The following is a 23,465-nucleotide window of genomic DNA, read 5'->3' as shown; positions in this document are numbered from 1 at the left end:
CGAAGGGGAGTGTCGTTGATTTCAGTTTGCACTACCATGAGGTGCATCAATTTTTTGATGAATTCTTACAAGCTGTGCAAAAGCCTTATTGGTCATCACCGTCTATGTCAGGCAATTCAAGGACGTAATCCTGATAATAGTCCGGCGGCATGCCGGCTTCATAACGCGCTTCGTCATTAAACGGCGGCTTAAGGGGCCCGCGGAAATGCTTGCGCAGCATATCATGCCACGTGGTGTAGTAAGGCAGGTCGCGCTGGTCACAGACATATTCGTAATATTTTCGACCCGCAGCGACATGGGCGATCTCATCATGGGCGATAATTTTAAGGATACGCGCACTTTCCGTATCCCCATGCGCCAGAAGCCGTTCAATGGTTGGCGGCGTAGCATCAAGGCCACGGGCCTCAAACACCATCGGCACGACCGCCAGTCGTGGCAAAATGTCATAGGCCGTATCCATCGATGTCTGCCAAAGCCCGTCATGGGCGGGCAGGTCGCCATAGGCCGCACCCAGTTCACCAAGGCGCTTGTTGATCATTTTGAAATGTCGGGCTTCATCATCGGCGACCTGAACCCATGCATCATGGAAATCGCGCGGCATGTCCGCCTCGGGAAAGCGCACACACAGATCCCACGCCAGATCAATCGCGTTCAGTTCGATGTGGGCCAGTGCATGCAGAAGGCCGATACGGCCCTGAACACTGCCTTTCTTGCGCTTTGGCATTTTGTTGGGGGGCAGTAATTCCGGCTTTGCCGGGCGGCCGGGACGGTCGGGCAGATCGGTTGACCCGACTTCGCTGATCTCGCCATTGCGCCACATGGCTGCCAGTTCGGCAGTGACATTGGCCTTTTCCGTGGCATCGACGGTCAGAAGGGCCTTCTTGGCGGCATCAGAGAGGGTCAGTTGGGTCATGATCGTTTGACTGGCTATGATGGCAAATGGGTTGGCCTTGTCTGCCAGTTGCGCACGCACAGGTCAATTGGCAAACAAAGAAGGCGGCCCGCAGATCAATGCCGGACCGCCTTTTGAAATCTTCAAGCGCGTATCAATCAGGTGATGTTAAAGCGCGCAAGCGCCTCTGCCAGATCCTCGCCAAAGGCATTGCCTTTGCGGATGATGGCGGTTCGGCATGGCAGATCCTGAAGCGATGGATGGTTCGGCGCGTCCGAGGTCAGAACCGCGGTCGGAATGCCGCGTGTCTTTGGCATCGCCTGAAGGGCGTTGGCCAGATCGACACCGCTCAGTTCATCAATGGTTTTGGCGACAATGATGAAATCTGGTCGGGTACGGACGGCAAGCTCAATCGCTTCAAACGATGTCTGTGTGACCGAACTGCGATAGCCACAGGCGGCAAGTTCACGTTCCAGAATGGTTGCCATTGAACGCTGCGGAATCACCAGAAGCGCCTCGACATTGGCTTTGTTCAGCCAATTGGGGTCAATGTCGGGTGCGCGTTTGGATGGCAGTTCACGCACGAATTCGGCGGTATCCTGACCATCGGCGCTCATATCGCCGACAAGCAGTTTTTCGATCTTGTCGACAAAGGCCTGAATGTCTTCGATCGAACCTTCATTCAATTCCTTGCAGGTGGTGACATAGTCGGCAAGGCGGTGGCTGGTCAGATTGATCAGCGGTGCGGCAACGGACTTGCCCTTGTATCGCAGATTGAAAACTTCGCGCTGGATGGCGGTCAAATGGCCCGGCTCGCTTTTGCTGCGCGCGTTCTGCAAGATCACATCGATGGAATTGATGATGTCATTTGCTTCATCGCGAAAATCCGCAAGCATTTGATCGTCGAGATCGACAACATTCTTGTTCATTGCTGTACCTGCTTTGCCGGCAGTCCCGGCTTGTTTTCCCCGATCAGGTGATTAACCGGTCACCCAATACTCCTTACTCCCAAGTCTGAATTTTTATCCCGACATGCAAGGTATGGCAACACAATCAGTAAAAGGTAATGTCATCAGCGTTTTGATCAGAAACGCTTTTCCGGGGCAGGCAACGAAAAAGGCCCGGCTCTGGGCAGCCGGGCCTTCAATCATGAAAAGTGCTTTGCCTAAAGGGCCTTAACGGCCTCAAGCACCTCGGCAACGTGGCCTTTGACTTTTACCTTGCGCCAGGCATTACGAATGACACCCTCGCCATCAATGACAAAGGTGGACCGCTCGATGCCCATGAATTTTTTGCCATACATGTTCTTTTCCTTCCACACACCGTAATCCTCGCAGGTGGTGCCGTTCTCGTCAGAGGCGAGAATGAAGTTCAGATCATGCTTGGCCTTGAATTTGTCATGGCGCTCGGCGCTGTCCTTGGAAATGCCAATGATCTGCGCATCGACGGCGCTGAAATCGGGTTCGGCGTCACGGAATTCACAAGACTCGGTCGTGCAGCCCGGCGTCATGTCCTTGGGATAGAAATAGATCACTACCGGCTTGCCGGCCAGATCAGACAGCTTAACGCCGCCATTACCATCGGTAGGCAGTTCAAAATCCGGGGCCTTGTCACCAACATCAACTGTCATGGTCTATCCTTTATCTTTCGGGACCGCATAGCGGCATGTTGCAACCGTGAAAATACAAAGCCTTATAAGGATGGCAAGGGGTCTTGGATCATTGCGGCGAATCAGTTGGCACAATCTTTTCCGCAGGCGTTGCAACCACGCGATCATAGATTTCCTTGATGCGGCTTGCCGTCATTTCCATCTTGTCCTGTAGACTTGCGAAATCATCACATTTCCCGGCGTTTGCCAGCATTTTTTGCAAATCCTCGCTGGCCTTTTCCGGGTCAAATGGTCCTTCTGTAGTCAGGCGCAGCATGGCCTGCAAGGCCAGCCAGAAGGAACTGCCATTGGCGAGGAATTCGGCTTCGTCAGCTTCAAGGATGCCCGCCGTGCCAAGATTCTTGAAAACCTCGCGCGTTGTGGGCGACAGGATTTCGGGATGGTCATGGGCGTGGCGTAGTTGCAGATATTGCGCAATGAATTCCAGATCAACCAGCCCGCCACGGCGCATCTTGATCGCCCATGGGTGGTTGTCACCTTTGCCGGCTTCCATACGATTGCGCATGTCATAAACCGCACGGACCAGCTGGTCCGGATCGCGTTGCTTGCACAGAACGTCATTGGTGGTTGCCAAAACCTTGTCACAGAGCGCTTTGGGTCCATAAACAGCACGCAGGCGGGTCAACGCCATATGCTCCCATGTCCAGGCTTCATTGCTCTGATAGGTCTCAAAGCTTTTGAAATGAGTGGCAAGTGGCCCTTTGGACCCACTGGGGCGCAGGCGAAGATCCGTTTCAAACAGCACCCCTTCGGCAGTCGGGGCCGACAGGGCATTGATATAGCGCTGGCTTAAGCGGATGAAATAATGTCCGGGCGACAACGGCTTTTGGCCATCGGATTCCTCGGCGTCCTCAGGCACTTCATAGATGAACACCATATCAAGGTCCGAGCCGGGGGACAGTTCCTGACCGCCATGTTTGCCAAGGGCAAAGACTGCAAGGCCACCATCGGCAAACGTACCATGTTTGGCGGCAAAATCTTCGGCGATGCGCGGGAACAGGGCGCGGATGGCGACATCGGCAACATCGGCCAACGCTCGACCGGCTTCGTGCGGTGTGTGGCGGTTCTGGATGGTTTGCACATCAATCTGGAACTTCTGGTCATTGGCCCAGCGCCGCGCAGCATCCAGCCAGTCCTCAACCATGTCTTCACGCGACAGGCGTGCATCCAGTTCGGCAATCATGGCATCGGCATCGGGCAGTTCCTCGTGGAATCCCGACATCAACACGTAATCAAGTACCGCAGCGTTGCGCCCGATATATTTCGCCATGCGTGGTGCCGTCCCGGCGATCTGTGCCAGAAGTTCAAGCAATTGCGGATTTGCCGTGAACAGCGAAAACAGCTGTACCCCGGCCGGAAGACCCTTGAGGAAATCATCAAAGGCCCGAAAGGCCATGTCGGGGTTGGTGGTTTTACCAAGTGCCGCCAAAAGGGTCGGCATCAATTCTGTCAGGATTTCACGTGCCCGGCGCGACCGGGTCGCGCGATAGCGGCCATGATGCCAGCCACGCACCGTGACCGAGACGTTTTCGGCATTTTCAAAGCCCATTTCACGCAGGTTTTTCAGCGTATCAGGATCATCTTCAGTGCCGGTGAAAACAAGATTGCCAGATGTTCCGGCAAGCGGCACGTCATCTTCAAACAGTTCGGCATAGTTGTTTTCGACATTGCGCAGATGAAGCAGCAAGTCGGCCTTAAAGGCATCAAGCGTTTCATAGCCAAGGAAGGTTGCAAGGGCGAGCAACCCCTGATCTGTATCGGGCAGGGTTTGGGTCTGCTGATCATTGATCATTTGCAGCCGGTGTTCGACCGTGCGCAGGAACTCATAGGCCGCCACCATCTCGTCGCGGACTTCCTCGGATACCTGGCCGAATTCAGTCAGGGTGCGCAGCGTGTCGCAGGTCGCCTTGCCACGCAGCGCAATCTCGCGCCCGCCCCAGATCAACTGCTGGGTCTGGGCAAAAAACTCGATCTCGCGGATACCGCCACGGCCCAGTTTAACATTGTGGCCGGGGATGTTGATCTTGCTGCCGCCCTTGTGGGCATTGATCTGGCGTTTGATGGAATGAATGTCCTGAATGGCAATGAAATCAAGATGCTTGCGCCAGACAAACGGGCGTAAAATTTCAAGAAACTCATTGCCCGAGACGCGATCTCCACCAACGATACGGGCCTTGATCATGGCCGCGCGTTCCCAGTTTTGCCCGACTGTTTCGTAATAGGTTTCAGCCGCAATCATCGACAGGATCGGCGGCGTTGATGAAGGATCCGGGCGCAGGCGCAGGTCGGTGCGAAACACATATCCATCACCCGTGCGTTCTTCCATGATCCGGGTGATGTCACGTACCATCCGCACCAGGTCCTGATGAATGCGATCAGGATCGACATAGGTCACCACATCCTGGTCATAGAGAAAGATCAGGTCGATATCCGATGAATAGTTAAGTTCCCCCGCACCGAGTTTGCCCATGCCAATGGCAAAGATGCCTGATCCTTCAAGCGGATTTTCCGGGTTTGGCAGGTCATATTTACGCAGGCGCGCCATGGCTGACAGGCAATGCGCCATGGTGAAATCAAGGGTACGTTCGGCTGTTTCACTGATTGCCGAGGTGATCTGATCAAGCGGCCAGGCCTTGCAGATGTCGGCAATCGCGATCACAAGGGCCGCCTTGCGTTTCGCAATGCGTACAGCGGCCATTGTCGCGGCCTGATCCAGATCGCGGGCATTCGCACTGACGTTGACGGGATTAAGTGCGTTGGCAAAGGCCTGTTCAAGGCCATTGTCAAATACGTCGCAAACCGTATCGGGATCACGCAGGCAAAGATTGGTCAGATAGGGGCTGTTGCCAAACAGGGCTTCAAGAACCGCACGTTTTTGGGGATCGGACGCAATCTCGCCAATTTTGTCTGACAAGCTTTCGAAAACGGGCCGATCACCCAGCGCGTTCCAGCGTTCGAACGCATTGGCGACACGGTCGGAATCGAAGGCGTGGGGCAGGTCCTGTGAAATCCAGGAAAGAGACACTTTTTGCGTTCCTTGTATTGCGAAGTGGCAACAAACCGCGCTATGCAAAGGGTTGCGCCTGATTGCATAATCTCTGCAAGGAGTTGGGCGTCCTGATCAACAGGACGACTTAACCATTTCTAGCTTTTCTGTGATCGGACAAAAAGGGGAATAGATCAATAACGGTCTGGTACTTTCAGGTAATATGGTTGCCAATGACAAATCGACAACCATCGCGGATATGACAGGTTGTTGATATTGCTGCACATGACATCGGTAAAACAGGGTACAAAGAGTGCGCCACGTTAAGACCTTTGCCGGATGGCTGGCGCTGACGTTATCAGCCATCGTCCTGTTTGTCGGCGTGTTCGCAGCTGTCACCATCTGGCGGCTGTCACAGGAACCCGTGTCCCTGCACCGTTTGACCCCGTATATTGTCGATCATCTCAATCAATCCATGGGAAACACGCGGCTGGCCGTGGGCGATATCGTTCTGCGCTGGCGTGGCTGGGACGAAAAGTTCGATGTCGGCTTGCGCCAGGTCAGCATCTTTGGCCCCGACAATCAGGAGCTCCTTAACGTTCCCGAAGCCGATGTGGTGTTTTCCAGCAAGGCGCTGTTTGAAGGCGTCCTTGCGCTTCGCGAACTTAATCTGATTGGTCCGCGCATCCGTCTTGAACGCAGCGCGGATGGCAAGATCGATATCGGCTATGTTGCCACAGACACCGCAGAAGATGTCGTGGCCCTGGCCGAAGACACAGATCAAGCAAATGATGTTACGGCCCCTGCGGCGCAAACCTATGAAAAAGGTCGTGGATCATCCGTCACGATTGAGCTGCCCGGCGCACCAGAGGCAGAACTTGACCCTATTCCGGAAGTGACGTCTGAATCCCCAACCGTCGAGCGTTCCGCAAACTCTGTTCTGCAAGATGTCTTTGCCATTCTGTCGGGCGAGCGTACCGATATTCCGGCTGCGGCCTATTTTGAAAGCTTTGGGATCGTCAATGCTGATCTTCAGGTGCGCGATGAGAAAATCGGAATTGTCTGGGCCGCACCACAAGCCGATATCATGCTATCACGTCAGGCTTTCGGGATCGGGGCAGAAGCCTCCATGCTGGTCAGTGCGGGGGATATCTCAACCGAGGTCAAGGTGACTGGTGATTACAGCAGGGAAACCGGCGAGGTTGATCTTGCAGCGGAACTGGGTGAGGTGCAGCTGGCCGACCTTGCCAGTATCTCGGATGTGTTTGAAAAATTGCGCGATGCCTACGTACCTGTGTCCGGTAAATTGCAGGCAACTTTTGATCCGAACGGGGAATTGCTTGTTGCCTCGACGGATCTTTCGGTTGGCAGTGGCATCATCACTTTTCCCGACGAAATGCGTGCAACCTATCGCGTTTCAGATGGACAGATCGTCACAAGCTATGTGCCCGGCCGGTTCAGCATCGATAACGTTGTGATGAATGTCGGTGATGCGTCGGCCAAGCTTCAGGGCGTCGTGCTTGATCCGTTCGGGCAGTGGCAGGTGAACCTTGATGCGTCGGCCAAGGATGTCGCGACCAATGATCTTGATCGCCTCTGGCCCGAAGGCGTTGGATATGACGCCCGTGAATGGGTTGTCACCAACCTTTCCGAAGGTATCGTTCATCAGGCGACGCTTCATACGGAACTGCATAAGGGTGATGCAGACGACGTTATTCTTGATGATCTTGGCGGCCAAATGACGATGTCGGGTGTGACGGTACATTATCTGGGTGAAATGCCCAGTGTGCTGAATGCCGCTGGCCGCGCCGAGTTTGACGAAACCAGTTTCAGTATTTTTGTCGATACCGGTGAGACAGATGGTCTTCAAGTCACGGATGCCAGTATCGTCTTCTCGAAGTTGCATGAACCCGTGCCCTCCGCCGATATTGAAATTGTGGCACAAGGCAGCGCGCGTAAGGCCCTTGAACTGATCGAGGCAAAACCGCTTGGTTTTGCAACCCGTCTGGGCATTGACCCGGCCCGGATCAGGGGTGATCAAGCCACGCGCGTGCGTCTGAATTTTCCGCTTTTGCGTGATGTGACTTTTGATGATGTTGAGGTTGCAGCAGCATCGCGCATTGAAAATGCCGCGATTGCGTCGGCATTTCGCGGCATGGACATCGCTGATGGCAGCTTTGAATTGCAGGTCAATACCAAGGGGCTGGAGCTGGGCGGTACGGCAACCATTGGCCGCGGCACCACCAACATCAACTGGGTGGAAACGTTTGACGACGCTGCGGCTGTCAGAAGTCACTACAAACTGTCGGGCGATCTTGATCTTGCGGTTCTGCCTGATATCGAACTTGACCCGGGGCCGTACCTGAACGGGATGGCAAAGGGCGATCTTGATATTCAGGTTGCCTCCGACGCGGTGCGCGTGGTTGGTGATATTGATCTTGCCGATGTCAGAATTTCCGTTCCGACTGAAACAATCGGCTATCGCAAGGAACCGGGTGCTGCCGCGTCGGCCAGGTTTGATGTTGCCGTCCAGTTTGATGGTGGCGGGGTGGTCGATAGTTTCGCGATTTCGGCACCTGCCGTTGAAGCAAGCGGAAGTGGTAGCTGGCGTGGTGATAACGTCATGGCCGACAAATGGATGGTCGAGCTGCAAGACACCCGATTCCGCGAGAATATCGGTATTGTCGGCACTGTTCGTATGGAAGAAGACGAAAGAGTGCTGATTGATCTTCGAGGTGCGCAGTTTGATCTGCGTTCGTTCATCGATGATGAGGCATCCGAAGAAAAAACACCTGATCCTGAACCAGACGCGCAGAACTATCTTGTCACGCTTGCAGCCGATGGCTTCCTTTTAAAAGGCGAAGAACCGCTTCTGAATGATGGCAAAATCACACTGCGTCAGGAAGGCGACCAACGCGAACTGGAAATCACCGCCCGCCAACTGATCGCCACCCCGTGGATCGTGGATGAAGACGACGACGGCGAGGACAGGCGCATGGACCTGTCGGACGCCAATAGCGGTGGGATTGGCGAACGTGCCGAACGCTCCGGCGGAAGCACGGAAGTGTTCCTGAACATCGAGCAAATGGTCATGGCCAATGGAGAACTGCTGGCCGATGTGCGTGGTTCGATCCACACGGTCGGGCAGGAATGGGACCGTCTTGTCCTTAATGGGGCATTTGGCGACCGTGCAAACGTGTTTGCCCAGGTTGTCCGCGAGGATTTCCAGACACGCAAGGTAACTCTCACCAGTGAAGATGCCGGTCGTTTCCTGCGTGCGGTTGATATGTATGACAACCTACTGGGCGGGCGCATGACGATTGAAGGCACGGTCGATGAAAGTGATGTTTCCCAGCCCTTCACCGGTCAGGCGAGCATTGATGAATTTCGCGTCGTTAACGCACCGATTGCGGCCCGTGTCCTGAGTGCCGCATCCCTGACCGGGCTTGGCGATGTTTTGCAAGGCAATGGTATTTCGTTTAACGCGCTCAATGGCGATTTCACCTATGTAAATGATGTCCTGTCACTTTCAAAGGTGGCGGCAAACGGGGCCGCTGTCGGGGTGACGGCCAATGGTTCGATTGATCTGGCGAAATCCGAGATCCGTCTTGCCGGATCGATTGTGCCGGTCTATGCGCTGAACTCGGCACTCGGCGCAATTCCGCTCCTTGGGGATATTCTGGTCGGTGAAGAGGGGGGCGGTATCTTTGCCCCGACATACACGATTGAAGGCGATCTTGATGAACCAAGTATCACGGTCAATCCTCTCTCGACCTTTGTGCCCGGCGTGTTCCGCAACCTGATCACAGGTGCCGAACCGGGTTAATCTGATCGCACAGCACAAAAAAAAGCCCCGCCGATAGTCGTGCGGGGCTTTTTAATGGGTATTTTGTGATCAGACAGGTTTGATCAGCACGTGGCGCTTCTTGCCCGCAGAAACCTTGATCACGCCATCCGCATTGACGGCATCGGCCGTGATGGTTTCGTTTTCATCGCTGACTTTTTCGTCATTGATCTTGGCACCACCACCCTTGATCAGGCGACGGGCTTCACCACCCGATTTGGCAAGTTCCGCGCGACGGAACAGGTCAAAGGCCGGAATGCCGGCATCCAGATCAGCCTTGGCGACTTCCACAGTCGGAAGATCATCTGCCAGAACACCTTCTTCAAAGGTTTTGCGGGCGGTTTCAGCCGCCGCAAGGGCTGCTTCTTCGCCACGACAAAGTTTGACTGCCTCGAATGCCAGAACCTTTTTGGCTTCGTTAATCTGAGAGCCTTCAAGCTTTTCGTATTCGGCAATCTGATCCAGCGACATTTCGGTAAACAGACGCATGAATTTGATCACGTCTGCGTCTTCGGTGTTACGCCAGAACTGGTAGTAGTCATAAGATGACAGGCGTTCTTCATTCAGCCAGACAGCGCCAGCCGCAGTCTTGCCCATCTTCGCACCCGATGCGGTGGTCATCAGCGGAGTGGTCAGGCCAAACAGCGACTTGTCATCGACACGACGGCCCAGCTCGACACCATTGACGATGTTGCCCCACTGATCCGAACCGCCCATTTGCAAGGTGCAGCCATAGTTGCGATTCAGTTCGACAAAGTCATAAGCCTGCAGAATCATGTAGTTGAATTCAAGGAAGCTCAGTGACTGTTCACGATCCAGGCGGAGCTTGACGGAATCAAAGCTCAGCATACGATTGACCGAGAAATGGCGACCGAAATCACGCAGGAATTCAATGTAGTTCAGCTTGTCCAGCCAGTCGGCGTTATTGACCATGACCGCATCGGTCGGGCCGTCACCAAACGTCAGGAACTGCTGGAAGACCTTTTTGATGCCCGCCATGTTGGCTTCGATGATTTCATCGGTCAGAACCGGGCGCGCATCATCGCGGCCAGTCGGGTCACCAACGCGGGTCGTGCCGCCCCCCATCAGGACGATCGGCTTGTGGCCGGTTTTCTGCAACCAGCGAAGCATCATGATTGATACCAGTGATCCGACATGCAGGCTGTCAGCGGTGCAATCATAACCCACATAGCACACCACCGTATTATCCGATGCATAGGCATCAAGGCCTTCAAGATCAGTACATTGGTGGACGTAACCGCGGTCATGCATGACGCGGAGAAAATCAGACTTCAGTTCAGTCATGGTTTTTGCGCTATGTTGGTTGTGATAGAAAATTCGATCCGCCGATTGGTGCGGAGGCGATGATCTAGCACAGAAAACATCCGCTCGGCAACGCATCGGCGAACAGATCTGCTATCCGGGTAACGAATTCGCGATAATTTCGTTCTAGTCTGCGTTAAACCACCAATTTACCGCGCACGGAGCACGACATGACACAAGGCTGGATCACAGCAATTGGCATGATGAGCGGCACGTCCCTTGACGGGGTGGATGCGGCCCTAATTGAAACCGATGGCATCGAGGTACGCCGAACGGGGCAGTCGGTTTTTGTGCCCTATGCCCCGGAATTGCGTGAACGCATGCGCGACTGTTTTGGCAATCGCAGTGCGACCAACAGCGAACATGTCGTGGCCGATGATCTGACACAGGTCCATGTTGACGCCGTTAACATGCTGCTTGATAAATCCGGCGTTTCAGCAGCTGATGTTGGCGTCATCGGATTTCACGGTCAGACGGTGTTTCATGAACCGGGTAATGGGATCACGCGCCAGATCGGAACGCCGCACATGCTTGCCCAACAAACCGGCATTCCGGTGGTGGCCGATTTCAGGTTGGCGGATGTGGCGGCCGGGGGTGAGGGGGCGCCACTTGCCCCGGTCTATCATGCAGCCCTGATCAAAAGTGCCGGTGTGGAATTGCCTGTGGCGGTGTTGAACATTGGTGGGGTCTCAAACGTCACCTATATTGATGCGGACGATGCATTGCTGGCCTTTGACTGTGGGCCGGGCAATGCCAGGCTTGATGACTGGATGCTGCGCCATACCGGCAATCCGGTCGATTTGAACGGGGCAACGGCCGCGTCGGGTACGGGCGACCCGATGGTTGAGGTCAAATTCCTTGAAGACCCGTATTTTGATCGAATCCCGCCGAAATCACTTGATCGCGAAGATATGGCAGCACGCATCGACGGGCTGGTGGTCGAGGCCAAGCTGAATGTGCCTGACGGGGCGGCAACGCTTGCCAATTGCACGGTGGCAGCCATTGTTGCCGGTGTGAACCATTTGCCAAGTGCGCCGAAAGGCTGGTTCGTCTGCGGTGGCGGGCGACATAATGATTACATCATGGCGACACTTGCAGCCCGTCTTGATGTGCTGGTACGCTCGGTGGACGAGCTGAATTGGGATGGTGATGCGGTTGAGGCGGAATGTTTTGGTTTTCTGGCCGTGAGACATTTGCGTGATTTGCCGCTAAGTTTCCCCGGAACAACCGGTGTCCCGGAACCGTGTTGTGGTGGAAAGCTGTACACAACAAAAAAGGCCGCCTGATCAGGCGGCCTTTCGTTTTATGCTTATAAAGCATATAGCGCGTTACGCGCCGCGCTTGTCCAGATAGGCAATCGAATGCTTGATCACGTCATCTTGCTGTTTGGCAAAATAGTGATCGGCACCGTCAATCGCGCACATGTCGACTTCAATACCCTTCTGGGCATTGAGTTTGTCGGCAAGTTTGTTAACCGATGCCACCGGGATGTTGGTGTCCTGGCTGCCGTGGATCAGAATGCCGGATGACGGGCAGGGCGCAAGGAAGGTGAAGTCATGTTCACTTGCCGGGGCTGCGACCGAAATAAATCCGTCAATTTCCGGACGGCGCATCAGAAGCTGCATGCCGATCCAGGAACCGAACGAATAACCGGCGACCCAGGTTGCGCGTGCATTGGCGTTATAGGTCTGCATCCAGTCAAGCGCGGATGCCGCATCAGACAGTTCGCCGATGCCCTGATCGAAGACACCCTGTGAGCGACCCACGCCGCGGAAGTTGAACCGCATGACGGAATAGCCGCGATCCTTGAACATGTTGAACATGTTGAAGCACAACTTGTTATTCATTGTGCCGCCCTGTTGCGGGTTTGGATGGAGGATAAGTGCGATGGGCGAATCGTCAGCGCCGTTATGATGGTAGCGACCTTCAAGGCGACCTTCGGGGCCGTTAAAAATGACCTCAGGCATGGATCTGACTGCTCCTGTCCACGAATGGAAAGATGTGTGTAACAAAAATATCCGAGTGTTTTTGTGAGTTTTTTCGTGTTTGTGCATAAATTGCGTTGGGCAAATACTTGACCAAGTTACTCGGTTATCCTATATTCCGGCTAACCCGATGTTGCGTGTCTCACCCGCTTTCGCGATCTGCGCGAGGCTGGGCGTAGAAGCGGTTGCCGGGAATCGAAGGTACTAATTACACAGTGGACCGCCCCATGTTCAAGCTAATTCGTCAGGAAATTGACGCGATGATTGCCCGTGACCCCGCGGCGCGATCCCGCTGGGAAGTCGTGATCAGCTATCCGGCGTTCCATGCGATCATGGGGTATCGTGGTACGCACTGGCTGTGGCAGCGCGGTTTTCGCCTGACGGCCCGTTTCCTGTCGCAGATTTTGCGCTGGTTGACCGGGATCGAAATTCACCCGGGGGCGACAATCGGCAAGCGCTTCTTTATCGACCATGGCATGGGTGTTGTGATCGGTGAAACCGCCGAACTTGGTGATGATGTAACATTGTATCAGGGCGTTACCCTTGGCGGGACGTCGCCCAGTGTAAACAGCGATGGTCAGCGCGGTCTGAAACGTCACCCGACGCTTGAAGATGGTGTGATTGTTGGTTCTGGCGCGCAAATCCTTGGCCCGTTCACCGTGCGCAAGAATGCACGTGTTGGCGGCAACGCGGTTGTGCTTTCCGAGGTGCCCGAAGGGGCGACTGTGGTTGGTATTCCGGCCAAGATTGTTCGTCGTGAACAGGATGACCGGTTCTGTGCTTATGGTACGCCGCTTGGTGACCTGCCGGATCCGGTGGCACGTGCCCTTGATGAACTCGGGCGTGAAGTCAAGACACTGCGCGACAAGGTCGTCGCGCTGGAGGCTGAAAAAGCCGGCGAGGAAAGCGCACCTGAAAAACCGCGTATCGTCGCATCATCGGAATAGAATTTGCGCATGCATTGCGTAATGTGAATGAACAAGCCCGCTTTAGGTAACCCGAAAGCAAGGCAGGAGGACGCACCGTGAAGCTGAGTACAAAAGGCCGCTATGCCGTGATGGCAATGGTCGATCTCGCTGAAAGCAGCAAGGACCGACCGGTCGCACTTGCAGATATTGCGGACCGCCAGGAAATTTCACTTTCTTATCTTGAACAGCTGTTTGGCAAATTGCGCAAGGGCGGCTTGGTCCGTTCAGTGCGCGGCCCGGGTGGCGGTTATTTGCTGGCACGCAATGCCACCGAAACCCGTGTGGCCGATGTCATTCTGGCTGTGGACGAGCCGATCCGTGCAACCCGTTGCAAATCCGGCTCGCCCAAGGGCTGCAAGGGAAACAAGGGCCGTTGTCAGACCCACGAACTGTGGGAAGAGCTTGGCAACCAGATTTATCTCTATCTTGCCTCTGTCAGCCTTGCTGATGTGGTGGATCGCAACGTGGCGGGAACGCTTCGGACATTCCCGGGTAAAACAACCCAGATCGAAGAGCCGTCGCAGGTTGCGGCACAGTAATTGGTCCTCTATATCGAGGGCAGATGCGAATAAGGATGATTTTAAACTGATGGCCGATCAGGTTTATCTCGATTACAACGCCAGCGCGCCGCTTTGCGATGATGCAAAGCAGGCCATGATCGCTGCGATGGATGTTGCAGGTAATCCGTCATCGGTTCATGCCAGTGGCCGTGCTGCGCGCAAGATCGTTGATCATGCCCGTCGCACCATCGCCGACCTGGTGGGGGGCGATTCTGAACGGATCGTTTTCACCAGTGGCGGAACAGAGGCCAACAATCTGGCGTTAAACGGATTAGAGGACGTCACCGTATTTACCAGTGCGGTCGAGCATCCCTCGGTCATCGAAGCACGGCCCGATGCCAAACGCATTCCGGTGGATGCAAACGGCGTGATTGATCTGGCCGCCCTTGAAACGATGCTTAAGGACGCATCGGATGCCGGGCAAAAGGTTCTGGTGTCGGTCATGCTGGCCAATAACGAAACCGGCGTCATTCAGCCGGTGGCCAAGGTTGGTCTGCTGGCGCGTGAATATGGTGCGAAGGTCCATTGTGACGCTGTTCAGGCGCTGGGACGTTTGCCGGTCGATATGAACCGTTTGCTGGTTGATATGGTGTCGATCTCGGCCCATAAAATCGGCGGTCCGAAAGGTGTCGGTGCACTGGCGATTGCACCGGGCGTAATGCTGGTCCCCCAGATCCGGGGTGGCGGGCAGGAAAAATACCGCCGTGGTGGCACGGAAAACGTTGTCGGGATCGCAGGCTTTGAAGCCGCGGCCAAACGTGCCGAAGCCAACATGGCAAAGATGGCGGATATTGCAGTTTTGCGTGACCGCCTTGAGACGGAACTGGCGTCTGTTGCCCCAGAGCTTCAGATCGCCGCAAAGGGAACGGAGCGGCTGGTGAATACAAGTTGCCTGATCCTGCCTGGAATGCCCGGGGAAACCCAGGTTATGGCACTGGATCTGGCAGGTGTGGCCATCAGTTCGGGATCTGCCTGTTCTTCAGGCAAGGTACGTGAAAGTCACGTACTCAAGGAGATGGGTGTTGACGAGCCGGGCTCGGCCATTCGGGTCAGTCTGGGACTTGAAAGCACTGCCGAGGATATTGATACATTTGTCCGAGTTTGGAGCCGGATGAGGGGCAATGCAGCGCGTAAGAAGACGCGTCACGCTGCCTGACAAAAGAGTGAGTGAGGAAGCCTTTAAAATGAACGAGCTTAAAGCAAAGCCGATTTATCTGGACTACCAGGCGACGACGCCGACCGACCCGCGGGTTGTCGAGGCAATGCTGCCATACTTCACCGAGAAATTCGGTAACCCGCATTCGCGCAACCACAGCTTTGGCTGGGAAGCAGAAGACGCGGTTGAAGTCGCACGTGGTCAGATTGCCAAGATCATCGGCGCATCAGCCAAGGAAATCATCTTTACCTCGGGTGCGACCGAATCAAATAACCTCGCACTCAAGGGCGTGATGAAGTTCTACGGCAAGAAGAAGCCGCATCTGATCACGGTTGTCACCGAGCATAAATGCGTACTCGACAGTGCCCGCCACCTTGAGCAGGAAGGTTACAAAGTGACCTATCTTGGCGTTAAGGATAACGGCCTGATCGACCTTGAAGAACTCAAGGCTGCCATCACCGACGAAACCGCACTCGTGTCTGTCATGGGTGTGAACAACGAAATCGGTGTTATCCAGCCGCTCAAGGAAATCGGTGAAATCTGCCGTGAGCGCAAAGTCTTCTTCCACACCGACTGTGCGCAGGCGGTTGGCAAGATCGACCTTGACGTTGACGACATGAAAATCGACCTGATGTCGATTTCCGGTCACAAGATCTATGGCCCGAAAGGCATCGGTGCGCTGTATGTTCGCCGTCGTCCGCGTGTGCGTGTCATTGCACAGATCACCGGTGGTGGTCAGGAACGTGGCATGCGTTCGGGTACGCTGCCGACCCCGCTGATCGTGGGTCTTGGCAAGGCGTGTGACATACTGTCCAACGAAATGGCCGAAGAAAACGCCCGCATCGAAGAGCTGCGTGACTACACGCTCAAGCGTTTCCGTGACCGTCTTGAAGACATCTATGTCAATGGTGACGAACACGAACGCGTTAGCGGCAACCTGAACATTTCGTTTGCCTATGTCGAAGGTGAAAGCCTTCTGATGGATATCAAGAACATTGCCGTGTCGTCGGGCTCTGCCTGCACGTCGGCGTCGCTGGAACCGTCTTATGTTCTGCGTGCTCTTGGTGTTGACGAAGAATTGGCCCATACATCCCTTCGTATCGGCATTGGTCGCTACACCACCAAGGAAGAGCTCGACGAAGCCGTTGATGCCATCTGCACCGCAGTTGAGCGTCTGCGCGAAATGAGCCCGCTTTGGGAAATGGCGCAGGAAGGCATCGACATCAAGTCGATCGAGTGGGCTGAGCACTAAGAACGACAACGACCGAAAACGTACTATCGACACATTCGATATGTATTCTATCTCGTGAGAGAGACTCAGGACTTTTTAGGAGGATTCCTATCATGGCTTATAGTGAAAAGCTGATCGACCATTACGAAAACCCGCGCAATGTTGGTTCCATGGACAAGAACGAAACGTCTGTTGGTACCGGCCTTGTTGGCGCACCGGCTTGCGGCGACGTCATGAAGCTGCAGATCAAGGTGACCCCGGAAGGCATCATTGAAGATGCGAAGTTCAAGACCTTCGGTTGCGGTTCGGCCATTGCGTCGAGCTCGCTGATCACCGAATGGGTCAAGGGCAAGTCGCTTGACGAAGCCGGTTCGATCAAGAACTCGCAGATTGCCGAGGAACTTGCACTTCCGCCGGTCAAGGTTCACTGCTCGATCCTGGCCGAAGACGCGATCAAGGCTGCAATCAGCGACTACAAGACCAAAAACGGCGCAGTGGAAGTGGACGCTGCTGAATAAGCAGCGCCCACTCCCCAACGTTTTCGGAATTTTGGGAGAATAAAATGGCTCTACCGTCACCAATTTCTGTCACACCGGTTGCCCTTGATCACATCAAGGCGTTGCTTGATAGCCGCGGAAAACCTTCGCACGGCATCCGGCTGGGTGTGCGCAGCAAAGGGTGCTCGGGCCTGTCCTACACGCTGGAATATGCTGATGGTGCCGATGGCTTCGAAGAAGTTGTCGAACTTGAGGACGGCGTGAGAATCCTGATCGACCCCAAGGCCATCATGTTCGTGCTTGGTACAGAGATGGATTACCAGGTCGACAAGATGGAAGAAGGCTTTGTTTTCCGTAACCCCAACGAAAAAGGTCGTTGCGGGTGCGGGGAATCCTTCCACGTCTGATCAGGCCGGGCTTTCCCTGCTTTCTGAATGGTTATGGCCCTGGCGACATCGCCGGGGCCATCGCCTGAAAAAGGGTGATTTCACCGAATACCGGTCACCTTTTTGAACTGATTTGTTTTTGTCTTTTAATCCTCGGAAGTGCATCGCGTGAGCAATACCGAACAAACTGCGCACAAGGTTTGCTGGTCCTGCAAGGGGCCGGTCGAAGCAAGCGCACTGTTTTGCGAAACCTGCAACGCCATTCAAGCCCCGGGCCAGCTGGATCATTTTACCCGCTTTGGCCTGGAACATTCCTTTGCGGTTGATGTCGATGCGATGGAGGCGACCTATCTCAAGCAGCAACAAAAGCTCCATCCTGATCGGTTTGCATCCAGATCCGGCCGTGAACAGGCCTTGTCATCGCAACAGGCCGCAAGCCTCAATGAAGCTTTCGAGACGCTGAAAAACCCGGTCGCGCGGGCGCATTACATGCTCCGTCTGGCCGGTCACGAGCCAGAAGGCGGCGAAGGCCATACCGTCAATGATCCGGGACTTCTGATGGAAGCGATGGAAATGCGCGAGGCCCTTGATGATGCCGATGACAAAATCACGATCGATGCCATGATCAAGGATACCCGCAAACAGGCACGCGCCTGTGAAAAGGACCTTGGTGCCGCCTTTGACAGCAAATCCTATGACGCGGCCAAAAAACTGGCCACCCGTCTGAGATACCTGATGAAAATGACCGAGGAAGCGCGCGCGAAGAAATCGCGCCTTGCCGCTGCCTGATCATAAAAGAAAGACTGGACGTAAAGATGGCTCTGCTAAAAATCCACGAACCGGGCGAAACGCCACTTCCGCACGAGGACGAACGCCAGATTGCTGTCGGGATCGACCTTGGCACGACCAACTCGGTTGTTGCGATCTCGAACTCGGAAAAACCAGAAGTCCTGCGTGATAAATCCGGTGGCAATGCGATTGTGCCGTCGGTTGTCTATTATGGCGATGACACGCCGGTGGTGGGCGAAGCCGCACGCGATCAGATCAATACCGATGCCAGCCGTGTGGTTTCATCGGTCAAGCGCCTGATGGGCCGTGGCCTGGACGATGTCAAATCGGTCGCGGGGACACTGCCGTATCACGTTGAAGTGCCCGAAAAGTCCGAGACCGAAAACGGCGAACCGATGATGGTGCGCCTGAATGTCGGCAACCGGGTTCTGACCCCGGTCGAAGTTTCTGCCGATATCCTGCGATCCCTGCGCACACGGGCGGAAGAAAGCCTTGATCAGCCGGTCGAGAAGGCCGTGATCACTGTTCCTGCCTATTTCGATGATGGCGCACGTACCGCGACAAAGGATGCCGCAAAACTTGCAGGGATCGAAGTCCTGCGTCTGGTCAATGAACCGACCGCAGCTGCCCTTGCCTATGGCCTTGATAACGGGGCAGAGGGACTTTATGCCGTTTATGACCTTGGCGGCGGGACTTTTGATATCTCGCTTCTGAAAATGCAAAAGGGCGTCTTCCAGGTGAAGGCGACCGGTGGGGATGCCGCCCTTGGTGGCGATGATTTCGATCACGCCATCGCAGAGCACCTTCTGGCGGAACGTAAGGATGGCGGGGCGACCGATGATCTTGATGCATCCGATGCCAAACGCCTTTTGAAAGCCGCCCGGACGGTCAAGGAAAGCCTGACCGATCAGGACAGTGTCGAAGTGACCGTTCCCTTGAATGGCAAGGAAACCAAACACAGCGTTACCCGTGAACAGTTCGATGGCATGATTGCCAAGCTGGTTGCGCGCACGACCACCATCACCGAACAGGTGCTGGATGATGCCGATGTCTTGCCCGAAGACGTCAAGGGTGTGGTGCTGGTTGGTGGTTCCACCCGCGTGCCGGCTGTGCGCAAGGCGGTGGCAGATCTGTTTGAACAGGAACCGCTTTCCGATATCGACCCGGACGAGGTTGTCGCCCTTGGTGCTGCCCTTCAGGCAGAGGCTTTGACAGGCGGCTCGGATAACCTTCTGCTTGATGTCACGCCGCTGTCGCTTGGTTTGGAAACCATGGGTGGGATTGTTGAAAAGGTCATTGACCGCAACACCCCGATCCCGGTCGCCAAGGCACAGGAATTCACCACCTATCAGGATGGCCAGTCGGCCATGATGATCCATGTGGTGCAGGGCGAACGCGAAATGGTCGATCAGTGCAGATCGCTTGCGCGCTTTGTTTTGACCGGTATTCCGTCAATGGCGGCAGGGGCCGCGCGCATTCGCGTGCAGTTCAATGTCGATGCTGATGGTCTTCTGACCGTATCGGCCCGCGAGGAAACCACGGGCACGGAACAGGAAGTCGCGGTCAAGCCGACCTATGGCATCAATGAGTCCGATATGGCGACCATGCTGCGCGATAGCATGGTACATGCCCGCGAAGACATGGAGATGCGTGTTCTGACGGAGGCCCGCGTTGATGCACGTCGGAACATTCTGGCGGTCAATGCCGCGATGGAGGCCGACCGTGCCCTTCTGAGCAAGGAAGACGAAGCCAGTATCAATCAGGCGATTGCCAACCTTGAAACGGCCATGGCTGGCGAGGACCGCGAAGCCATCAATGACGCCGCCGAGGCGCTTGAAAATGCATCGCGTCCGTTTGCCGAGGCCCGTATGGATAGCCGGATCCGCCAGGCACTTGCCGGGCAAAATGTCGATGAAGTGCACTGAGAAGTGAATTAATCGACACCGGTAGAATTGACAAACCGGCGAACTGCGGCGATTGTCCCCGACAACCGCCAAGGTCAGGGCCGGACAAGTACGTAGCGAAGCTTCGTACATAAACAGAGATCGAACGAAAAGTATTACCGAGGAGAAAGGCACAGATGCCTAAGATCGTTTTTGTTGAGCCGGATGGCACCGAAAAGGAATTCGAAGTTGCCGACGGCCTGTCCGTTCTGGAAGCTGCCCACAAGAATGGCATTGATCTGGAAGGCGCATGCGAAGGTTCGCTGGCCTGCTCGACCTGCCACGTTGTTCTTGACGAAGAGTGGTTTGACAAGCTCGACGAGCCGTCCGAAGACGAAGAAGACATGCTTGATCTTGCCTTTGGCCTGACCGAAACGTCGCGCCTTGGCTGCCAGATCATCATGAGCGACGAGCTTGACGGCCTGCGCGTGACCCTGCCGTCCGCGACCCGTAACATGATGGTCGACAAGTAAGTTTTATCACCTTCTGCTGACCGGGCGGGTGACCGCCTTGGCGCCAAAGGAGACAGATATGCGTTGGACAGATATTCAGGACATCGCGATCGAGCTTGAGGATGCCCATCCTGACAAGGATAACCTCAACCTTCGCTTTACCGACCTGCACAAGTGGGTTACCGAGCTTGAAGGGTTCGAAGACGATCCCGATAAATCGAACGAGAAAATTCTCGAAGCCATCCAGATGGCCTGGATCGACGAACGCGAAGACTGATCGGGACTGACGGAATGGGTGTCCGCCTGGGCGGGAATCCATGGTAAAGCCCACCGAAGTCGACAGATCAAATAGGCCAGCCCGGAAATCCTCCGCAGGCTGGCCTTTTCATATCCGTAACCAAAAGTGCAGGGCAGGACACCATGAGCGCCACCTTCACCGACATCATTCCGGCCGACAGCCTGTTTGGCAAGTTGCGCACCTGTGCGCCCGATGCCTGGCAAAGCTATGTCTGTCATGACTTTATCAAGCAGCTTGGCAATGGCACGCTGCCGGAAGCCGCATTCAAGCACTACCTGATTCAGGACTACCTGTTTCTGATCCAGTTTTCGCGTGCCTATGCGCTGGCGGTCTATAAGGCCGAAGACCTGCATGCCATGCGCCAGTTTTCGGGTACGGTCCATGCCATCCTTGATATGGAAATGAAGCTGCATCTGGAATTTTGCGAAGGATGGGGTTTGTCCGAGGCCGATATCATTGCCCAGCCCGAAGCACGCGCCTGCATCGCCTATACCCGCTATGTGCTTGATCGCGGCCATCAGGGCGATGTGGTGGACCTGCAGGTGGCCCTGATGCCCTGTATGGTGGGCTATGCCGAAATCGCAAACCGCTTGATGGCAAGTTCTGATACTGTGCTTGACGGCAATCCATATCGGGCATGGATTGAAATGTATGCGTCCAAAGAATTTCAGGACGTGGCAAAGGCCGAGATCGAGTTGCTTGAACATACATCCGCCACGCGCGGGGGGCCTCGCCGCCTCGAAGGGCTGGTTGAGACCTTTACCATGGCAAGCCGTCTTGAAGCCGATTTCTGGCAAATGGGACTTGATCTGGCAAAATAGGCCGATATCGCCTATATAAGCTCGAAAGATTACGTGCGGGTGGCATTATGCCGCCCGTTATCCGTTGGATTCCCGCCTGCGCGGGAATGACAGATTATCGTTGCCGTCATGCCCGCGCAGGCGGGAATCCAGTGCACCGCTTGGTGTGTTTGAATTAACCTCTTGTCGCCGTGGCCTTGACCCACGGATGGGTGAGAAACATGAACTCTCTTGGCTTTGATAAAGCCCCGGAAGATACCCGCGTGGTTGTTGCCATGTCGGGCGGGGTTGATAGCTCGGCCGTTGCGGCCCTTCTGAAATCAGAAGGCTATGACGTGGTGGGCATCACGCTTCAGCTTTATGATATGGGGGCCAATGCCCCGACCCGTGCGAAATCCTGTTGTGCCGGGCGCGATATTTATGATGCGCGCAAGGTGGCCGAGGATATCGACATTCCCTATTACGTTCTGGACTACGAATCCCGCTTCCGCGAAGAAGTGATCGATGATTTTGCCGACAGCTACATGCGCGGCGAAACCCCCATCCCGTGCGTGAAATGCAACCAGACCGTCAAATTCCGCGATCTGCTTGAAACGTCTTATGATCTGGGTGCGGATTGCATGGCGACCGGCCATTATGTGCAGCGGAAACTCGGCGCCAATGGCCGTGCTGAATTGCACCGCGCAGCCGATCCCAACCGCGATCAAAGCTATTTCCTGTTCACCACGACCCAGGAACAGCTCGATTTCCTGCGCTTCCCGCTGGGTCATTTGATGAGCAAGGCGGAAACCCGTGCCTTGGCCGCCAAATATGGTCTTGAAGTTGCCGATAAACCCGACAGTCAGGACATCTGCTTTGTCCCGGATGGCAAATATGCCCGTCTGGTCGAAAAGCTCCGTCCCGAAGCCGGTGAGCCGGGCGAGATCGTTGATCTTGATGGCAATGTGCTGGGCGATCATCGCGGCCTGATCCATTACACGGTCGGGCAGCGGCGTGGGCTTAACATTGGTGGCACGGCCGAACCGCTTTATGTCGTCAAACTCTCGCCGGAAAAGCGTCAGGTCATTGTTGGGCCAAAGGCCGCACTTGCTAAGAAACTGGTTTATGTCCGCGAACTGAACTGGCTTGATGGCGACGGAATTGATGAAAACGGGGTCGAGGTCGAAGTCAAACTGCGTTCGGCCATGCAGCCGACCACAGCGACGATCTTCCCCGAAGCCGCCGGCGAAGCCCGCATTGAACTGCATGATGCCCAGTTTGGCATCGCGCCGGGGCAGGCTGGTGTCTTCTATCAGGGCGAACGCGTCCTTGGCGGCGGCTGGATCACCCGTGAAGAGCTGATCGGCAACACAGCCAGTGCTGCCTGATCAGCAACGCTTGATGACCAAATAAGGCGGGCGAGGGCAGATGTTCCTCGCCCGCTGGTTTTACGGGAATGTTTTTTGACAAAATCGTCAAAAAGGCGCTTGACGGGGACGGCTCCCTGACTTAAAAACCGCCTCGTTCCGCACCGTACGGAACACCACAAAATTGCTTGTGGCGGAGTAGCTCAGCTGGTTAGAGCAGCGGAATCATAATCCGCGTGTCGGGGGTTCAAGTCCCTCCTCCGCTACCAACGAGACAGTCCTTTGGACTGAGACCTCGCCCGACGCAAGTCCGGCGAGGTTTTTTATTTCATCGAGGATT

20 protein-coding genes and 1 tRNA gene are annotated in these 23,465 nt (G+C 55.2%); 15 read left to right on the top strand and 6 right to left on the bottom strand.

Translation table 11 applies throughout. From position 1 onward, the window contains the following. Positions 1 to 85 precede the first annotated feature (85 nt). The 4 genes from AUQ43_RS16445 to AUQ43_RS16430 all read right to left on the bottom strand — a co-directional run bounded on the left by AUQ43_RS16445 (position 86) and on the right by AUQ43_RS16430 (position 5,586). A complete protein-coding gene (locus AUQ43_RS16445) occupies positions 86 to 913 on the bottom strand; it encodes a ferritin-like domain-containing protein (RefSeq protein ID WP_062957408.1) in 828 nt (275 codons plus the stop codon). A 137-nt stretch (positions 914 to 1,050) separates the two neighbouring features. Continuing rightward, positions 1,051 to 1,821, bottom strand: a complete 771-nt coding sequence (locus AUQ43_RS16440; protein WP_062957407.1) for a response regulator — start codon at positions 1,819 to 1,821, stop codon at positions 1,051 to 1,053. Positions 1,822 to 2,057: 236 nt separating this feature from the next. Further along, on the bottom strand, positions 2,058 to 2,522 hold the full coding sequence (bcp, locus tag AUQ43_RS16435; RefSeq protein WP_062957406.1) for a thioredoxin-dependent thiol peroxidase: 465 nt from the start codon (positions 2,520 to 2,522) through the stop codon (positions 2,058 to 2,060). An 88-nt stretch (positions 2,523 to 2,610) separates the two neighbouring features. Next, on the bottom strand, positions 2,611 to 5,586 hold the full coding sequence (locus AUQ43_RS16430) for a bifunctional [glutamine synthetase] adenylyltransferase/[glutamine synthetase]-adenylyl-L-tyrosine phosphorylase (RefSeq protein ID WP_062957405.1): 2,976 nt from the start codon (positions 5,584 to 5,586) through the stop codon (positions 2,611 to 2,613). A 274-nt stretch (positions 5,587 to 5,860) separates the two neighbouring features. On the opposite strand from AUQ43_RS16430, the gene AUQ43_RS16425 reads away from it, so the two are divergent. Beyond that, a complete protein-coding gene (locus AUQ43_RS16425; RefSeq protein ID WP_062957404.1) occupies positions 5,861 to 9,373 on the top strand; it encodes an AsmA-like C-terminal domain-containing protein in 3,513 nt (1,170 codons plus the stop codon). A 69-nt stretch (positions 9,374 to 9,442) separates the two neighbouring features. On the opposite strand, the gene tyrS is transcribed toward AUQ43_RS16425, so the two are convergent. Then, positions 9,443 to 10,696, bottom strand: coding sequence for a tyrosine--tRNA ligase (gene tyrS / locus AUQ43_RS16420; RefSeq protein ID WP_062957403.1), 1,254 nt, complete (start codon positions 10,694 to 10,696; stop codon positions 9,443 to 9,445). 188 nt (positions 10,697 to 10,884) lie between these two features. Between tyrS and AUQ43_RS16415 the strand changes: the two genes are divergently transcribed. Then, a complete protein-coding gene (locus AUQ43_RS16415) occupies positions 10,885 to 12,000 on the top strand; it encodes an anhydro-N-acetylmuramic acid kinase (RefSeq protein WP_062957402.1) in 1,116 nt (371 codons plus the stop codon). 42 nt (positions 12,001 to 12,042) lie between these two features. Here AUQ43_RS16415 and AUQ43_RS16410 read toward each other — a convergent pair whose 3' ends face one another. Then, a complete protein-coding gene (locus AUQ43_RS16410) occupies positions 12,043 to 12,681 on the bottom strand; it encodes an alpha/beta hydrolase (protein ID WP_062957401.1) in 639 nt (212 codons plus the stop codon). A 245-nt stretch (positions 12,682 to 12,926) separates the two neighbouring features. Between AUQ43_RS16410 and cysE the strand changes: the two genes are divergently transcribed. The 13 genes from cysE (at position 12,927) to AUQ43_RS16345 (ending at position 23,394) form a co-directional block, all read left to right on the top strand. Beyond that, positions 12,927 to 13,646 (top strand): serine O-acetyltransferase, encoded by a 720-nt coding sequence (cysE, locus tag AUQ43_RS16405; protein WP_084272147.1) that lies wholly within the window; start codon positions 12,927 to 12,929, stop codon positions 13,644 to 13,646. 77 nt (positions 13,647 to 13,723) lie between these two features. Continuing rightward, positions 13,724 to 14,206 (top strand): Rrf2 family transcriptional regulator, encoded by a 483-nt coding sequence (locus AUQ43_RS16400; RefSeq protein ID WP_062957400.1) that lies wholly within the window; start codon positions 13,724 to 13,726, stop codon positions 14,204 to 14,206. Positions 14,207 to 14,255: 49 nt separating this feature from the next. After that, a complete protein-coding gene (locus AUQ43_RS16395) occupies positions 14,256 to 15,383 on the top strand; it encodes a cysteine desulfurase family protein (RefSeq protein WP_062957399.1) in 1,128 nt (375 codons plus the stop codon). 28 nt (positions 15,384 to 15,411) lie between these two features. Beyond that, positions 15,412 to 16,635, top strand: coding sequence for an IscS subfamily cysteine desulfurase (locus tag AUQ43_RS16390; RefSeq protein WP_062957398.1), 1,224 nt, complete (start codon positions 15,412 to 15,414; stop codon positions 16,633 to 16,635). Positions 16,636 to 16,727: 92 nt separating this feature from the next. Continuing rightward, positions 16,728 to 17,132, top strand: coding sequence for a Fe-S cluster assembly scaffold IscU (gene iscU, locus AUQ43_RS16385; RefSeq protein ID WP_062957397.1), 405 nt, complete (start codon positions 16,728 to 16,730; stop codon positions 17,130 to 17,132). A gap of 44 nt (positions 17,133 to 17,176) precedes the next feature. After that, positions 17,177 to 17,518: an iron-sulfur cluster assembly accessory protein gene (locus tag AUQ43_RS16380; RefSeq protein ID WP_062957396.1), complete on the top strand. Its 342-nt coding sequence runs from the start codon at positions 17,177 to 17,179 to the stop codon at positions 17,516 to 17,518. 147 nt (positions 17,519 to 17,665) lie between these two features. Beyond that, a complete protein-coding gene (hscB, locus tag AUQ43_RS16375; RefSeq protein ID WP_062957395.1) occupies positions 17,666 to 18,286 on the top strand; it encodes a Fe-S protein assembly co-chaperone HscB in 621 nt (206 codons plus the stop codon). Positions 18,287 to 18,312: 26 nt separating this feature from the next. Next, a complete protein-coding gene (gene hscA / locus AUQ43_RS16370) occupies positions 18,313 to 20,211 on the top strand; it encodes a Fe-S protein assembly chaperone HscA (RefSeq protein WP_062957394.1) in 1,899 nt (632 codons plus the stop codon). 155 nt (positions 20,212 to 20,366) lie between these two features. After that, positions 20,367 to 20,702: a ferredoxin family 2Fe-2S iron-sulfur cluster binding protein gene (locus AUQ43_RS16365; protein ID WP_062957393.1), complete on the top strand. Its 336-nt coding sequence runs from the start codon at positions 20,367 to 20,369 to the stop codon at positions 20,700 to 20,702. Positions 20,703 to 20,760: 58 nt separating this feature from the next. After that, on the top strand, positions 20,761 to 20,958 hold the full coding sequence (iscX, locus tag AUQ43_RS16360; protein WP_062957586.1) for a Fe-S cluster assembly protein IscX: 198 nt from the start codon (positions 20,761 to 20,763) through the stop codon (positions 20,956 to 20,958). A 143-nt stretch (positions 20,959 to 21,101) separates the two neighbouring features. Next, positions 21,102 to 21,800: a thiaminase II gene (gene tenA / locus AUQ43_RS16355; protein ID WP_062957392.1), complete on the top strand. Its 699-nt coding sequence runs from the start codon at positions 21,102 to 21,104 to the stop codon at positions 21,798 to 21,800. Between the two features lie 200 nt (positions 21,801 to 22,000). Then, positions 22,001 to 23,146, top strand: coding sequence for a tRNA 2-thiouridine(34) synthase MnmA (gene mnmA / locus AUQ43_RS16350; RefSeq protein WP_062957391.1), 1,146 nt, complete (start codon positions 22,001 to 22,003; stop codon positions 23,144 to 23,146). A gap of 171 nt (positions 23,147 to 23,317) precedes the next feature. Next, positions 23,318 to 23,394: transfer RNA gene (locus AUQ43_RS16345), tRNA-Met, on the top strand. The last annotated feature ends 71 nt before the right edge of the window (positions 23,395 to 23,465 follow it).

Origin of the sequence: Thalassospira sp. MCCC 1A01148, from assembly GCF_001613795.1 — a bacterium.
In the GTDB taxonomy this organism is placed as follows: Bacteria; Pseudomonadota; Alphaproteobacteria; order Rhodospirillales; family Thalassospiraceae; genus Thalassospira.
This window is presented reverse-complemented; position numbering and strand designations above follow the sequence as displayed.

Excerpts from the sequence above, each read along its gene's own strand:
- AUQ43_RS16445 (WP_062957408.1), bottom strand. The coding sequence starts at position 913 with ATGACCCAACTGACCCTCTCTGATGCCGCCAAGAAGGCCCTTCTGACC.
- AUQ43_RS16440 (WP_062957407.1), bottom strand. The coding sequence starts at position 1,821 with ATGAACAAGAATGTTGTCGATCTCGACGATCAAATGCTTGCGGATTTT.
- bcp (WP_062957406.1), bottom strand. The coding sequence starts at position 2,522 with ATGACAGTTGATGTTGGTGACAAGGCCCCGGATTTTGAACTGCCTACC.
- tyrS (WP_062957403.1), bottom strand. The coding sequence starts at position 10,696 with ATGACTGAACTGAAGTCTGATTTTCTCCGCGTCATGCATGACCGCGGT.
- AUQ43_RS16415 (WP_062957402.1), top strand. The coding sequence starts at position 10,885 with ATGACACAAGGCTGGATCACAGCAATTGGCATGATGAGCGGCACGTCC.
- AUQ43_RS16410 (WP_062957401.1), bottom strand. The coding sequence starts at position 12,681 with ATGCCTGAGGTCATTTTTAACGGCCCCGAAGGTCGCCTTGAAGGTCGC.
- cysE (WP_084272147.1), top strand. The coding sequence starts at position 12,927 with ATGTTCAAGCTAATTCGTCAGGAAATTGACGCGATGATTGCCCGTGAC.
- AUQ43_RS16395 (WP_062957399.1), top strand. The coding sequence starts at position 14,256 with ATGGCCGATCAGGTTTATCTCGATTACAACGCCAGCGCGCCGCTTTGC.
- AUQ43_RS16390 (WP_062957398.1), top strand. The coding sequence starts at position 15,412 with ATGAACGAGCTTAAAGCAAAGCCGATTTATCTGGACTACCAGGCGACG.
- iscU (WP_062957397.1), top strand. The coding sequence starts at position 16,728 with ATGGCTTATAGTGAAAAGCTGATCGACCATTACGAAAACCCGCGCAAT.
- AUQ43_RS16380 (WP_062957396.1), top strand. The coding sequence starts at position 17,177 with ATGGCTCTACCGTCACCAATTTCTGTCACACCGGTTGCCCTTGATCAC.
- hscA (WP_062957394.1), top strand. The coding sequence starts at position 18,313 with ATGGCTCTGCTAAAAATCCACGAACCGGGCGAAACGCCACTTCCGCAC.
- AUQ43_RS16365 (WP_062957393.1), top strand. The coding sequence starts at position 20,367 with ATGCCTAAGATCGTTTTTGTTGAGCCGGATGGCACCGAAAAGGAATTC.
- iscX (WP_062957586.1), top strand. The coding sequence starts at position 20,761 with ATGCGTTGGACAGATATTCAGGACATCGCGATCGAGCTTGAGGATGCC.
- tenA (WP_062957392.1), top strand. The coding sequence starts at position 21,102 with ATGAGCGCCACCTTCACCGACATCATTCCGGCCGACAGCCTGTTTGGC.
- mnmA (WP_062957391.1), top strand. The coding sequence starts at position 22,001 with ATGAACTCTCTTGGCTTTGATAAAGCCCCGGAAGATACCCGCGTGGTT.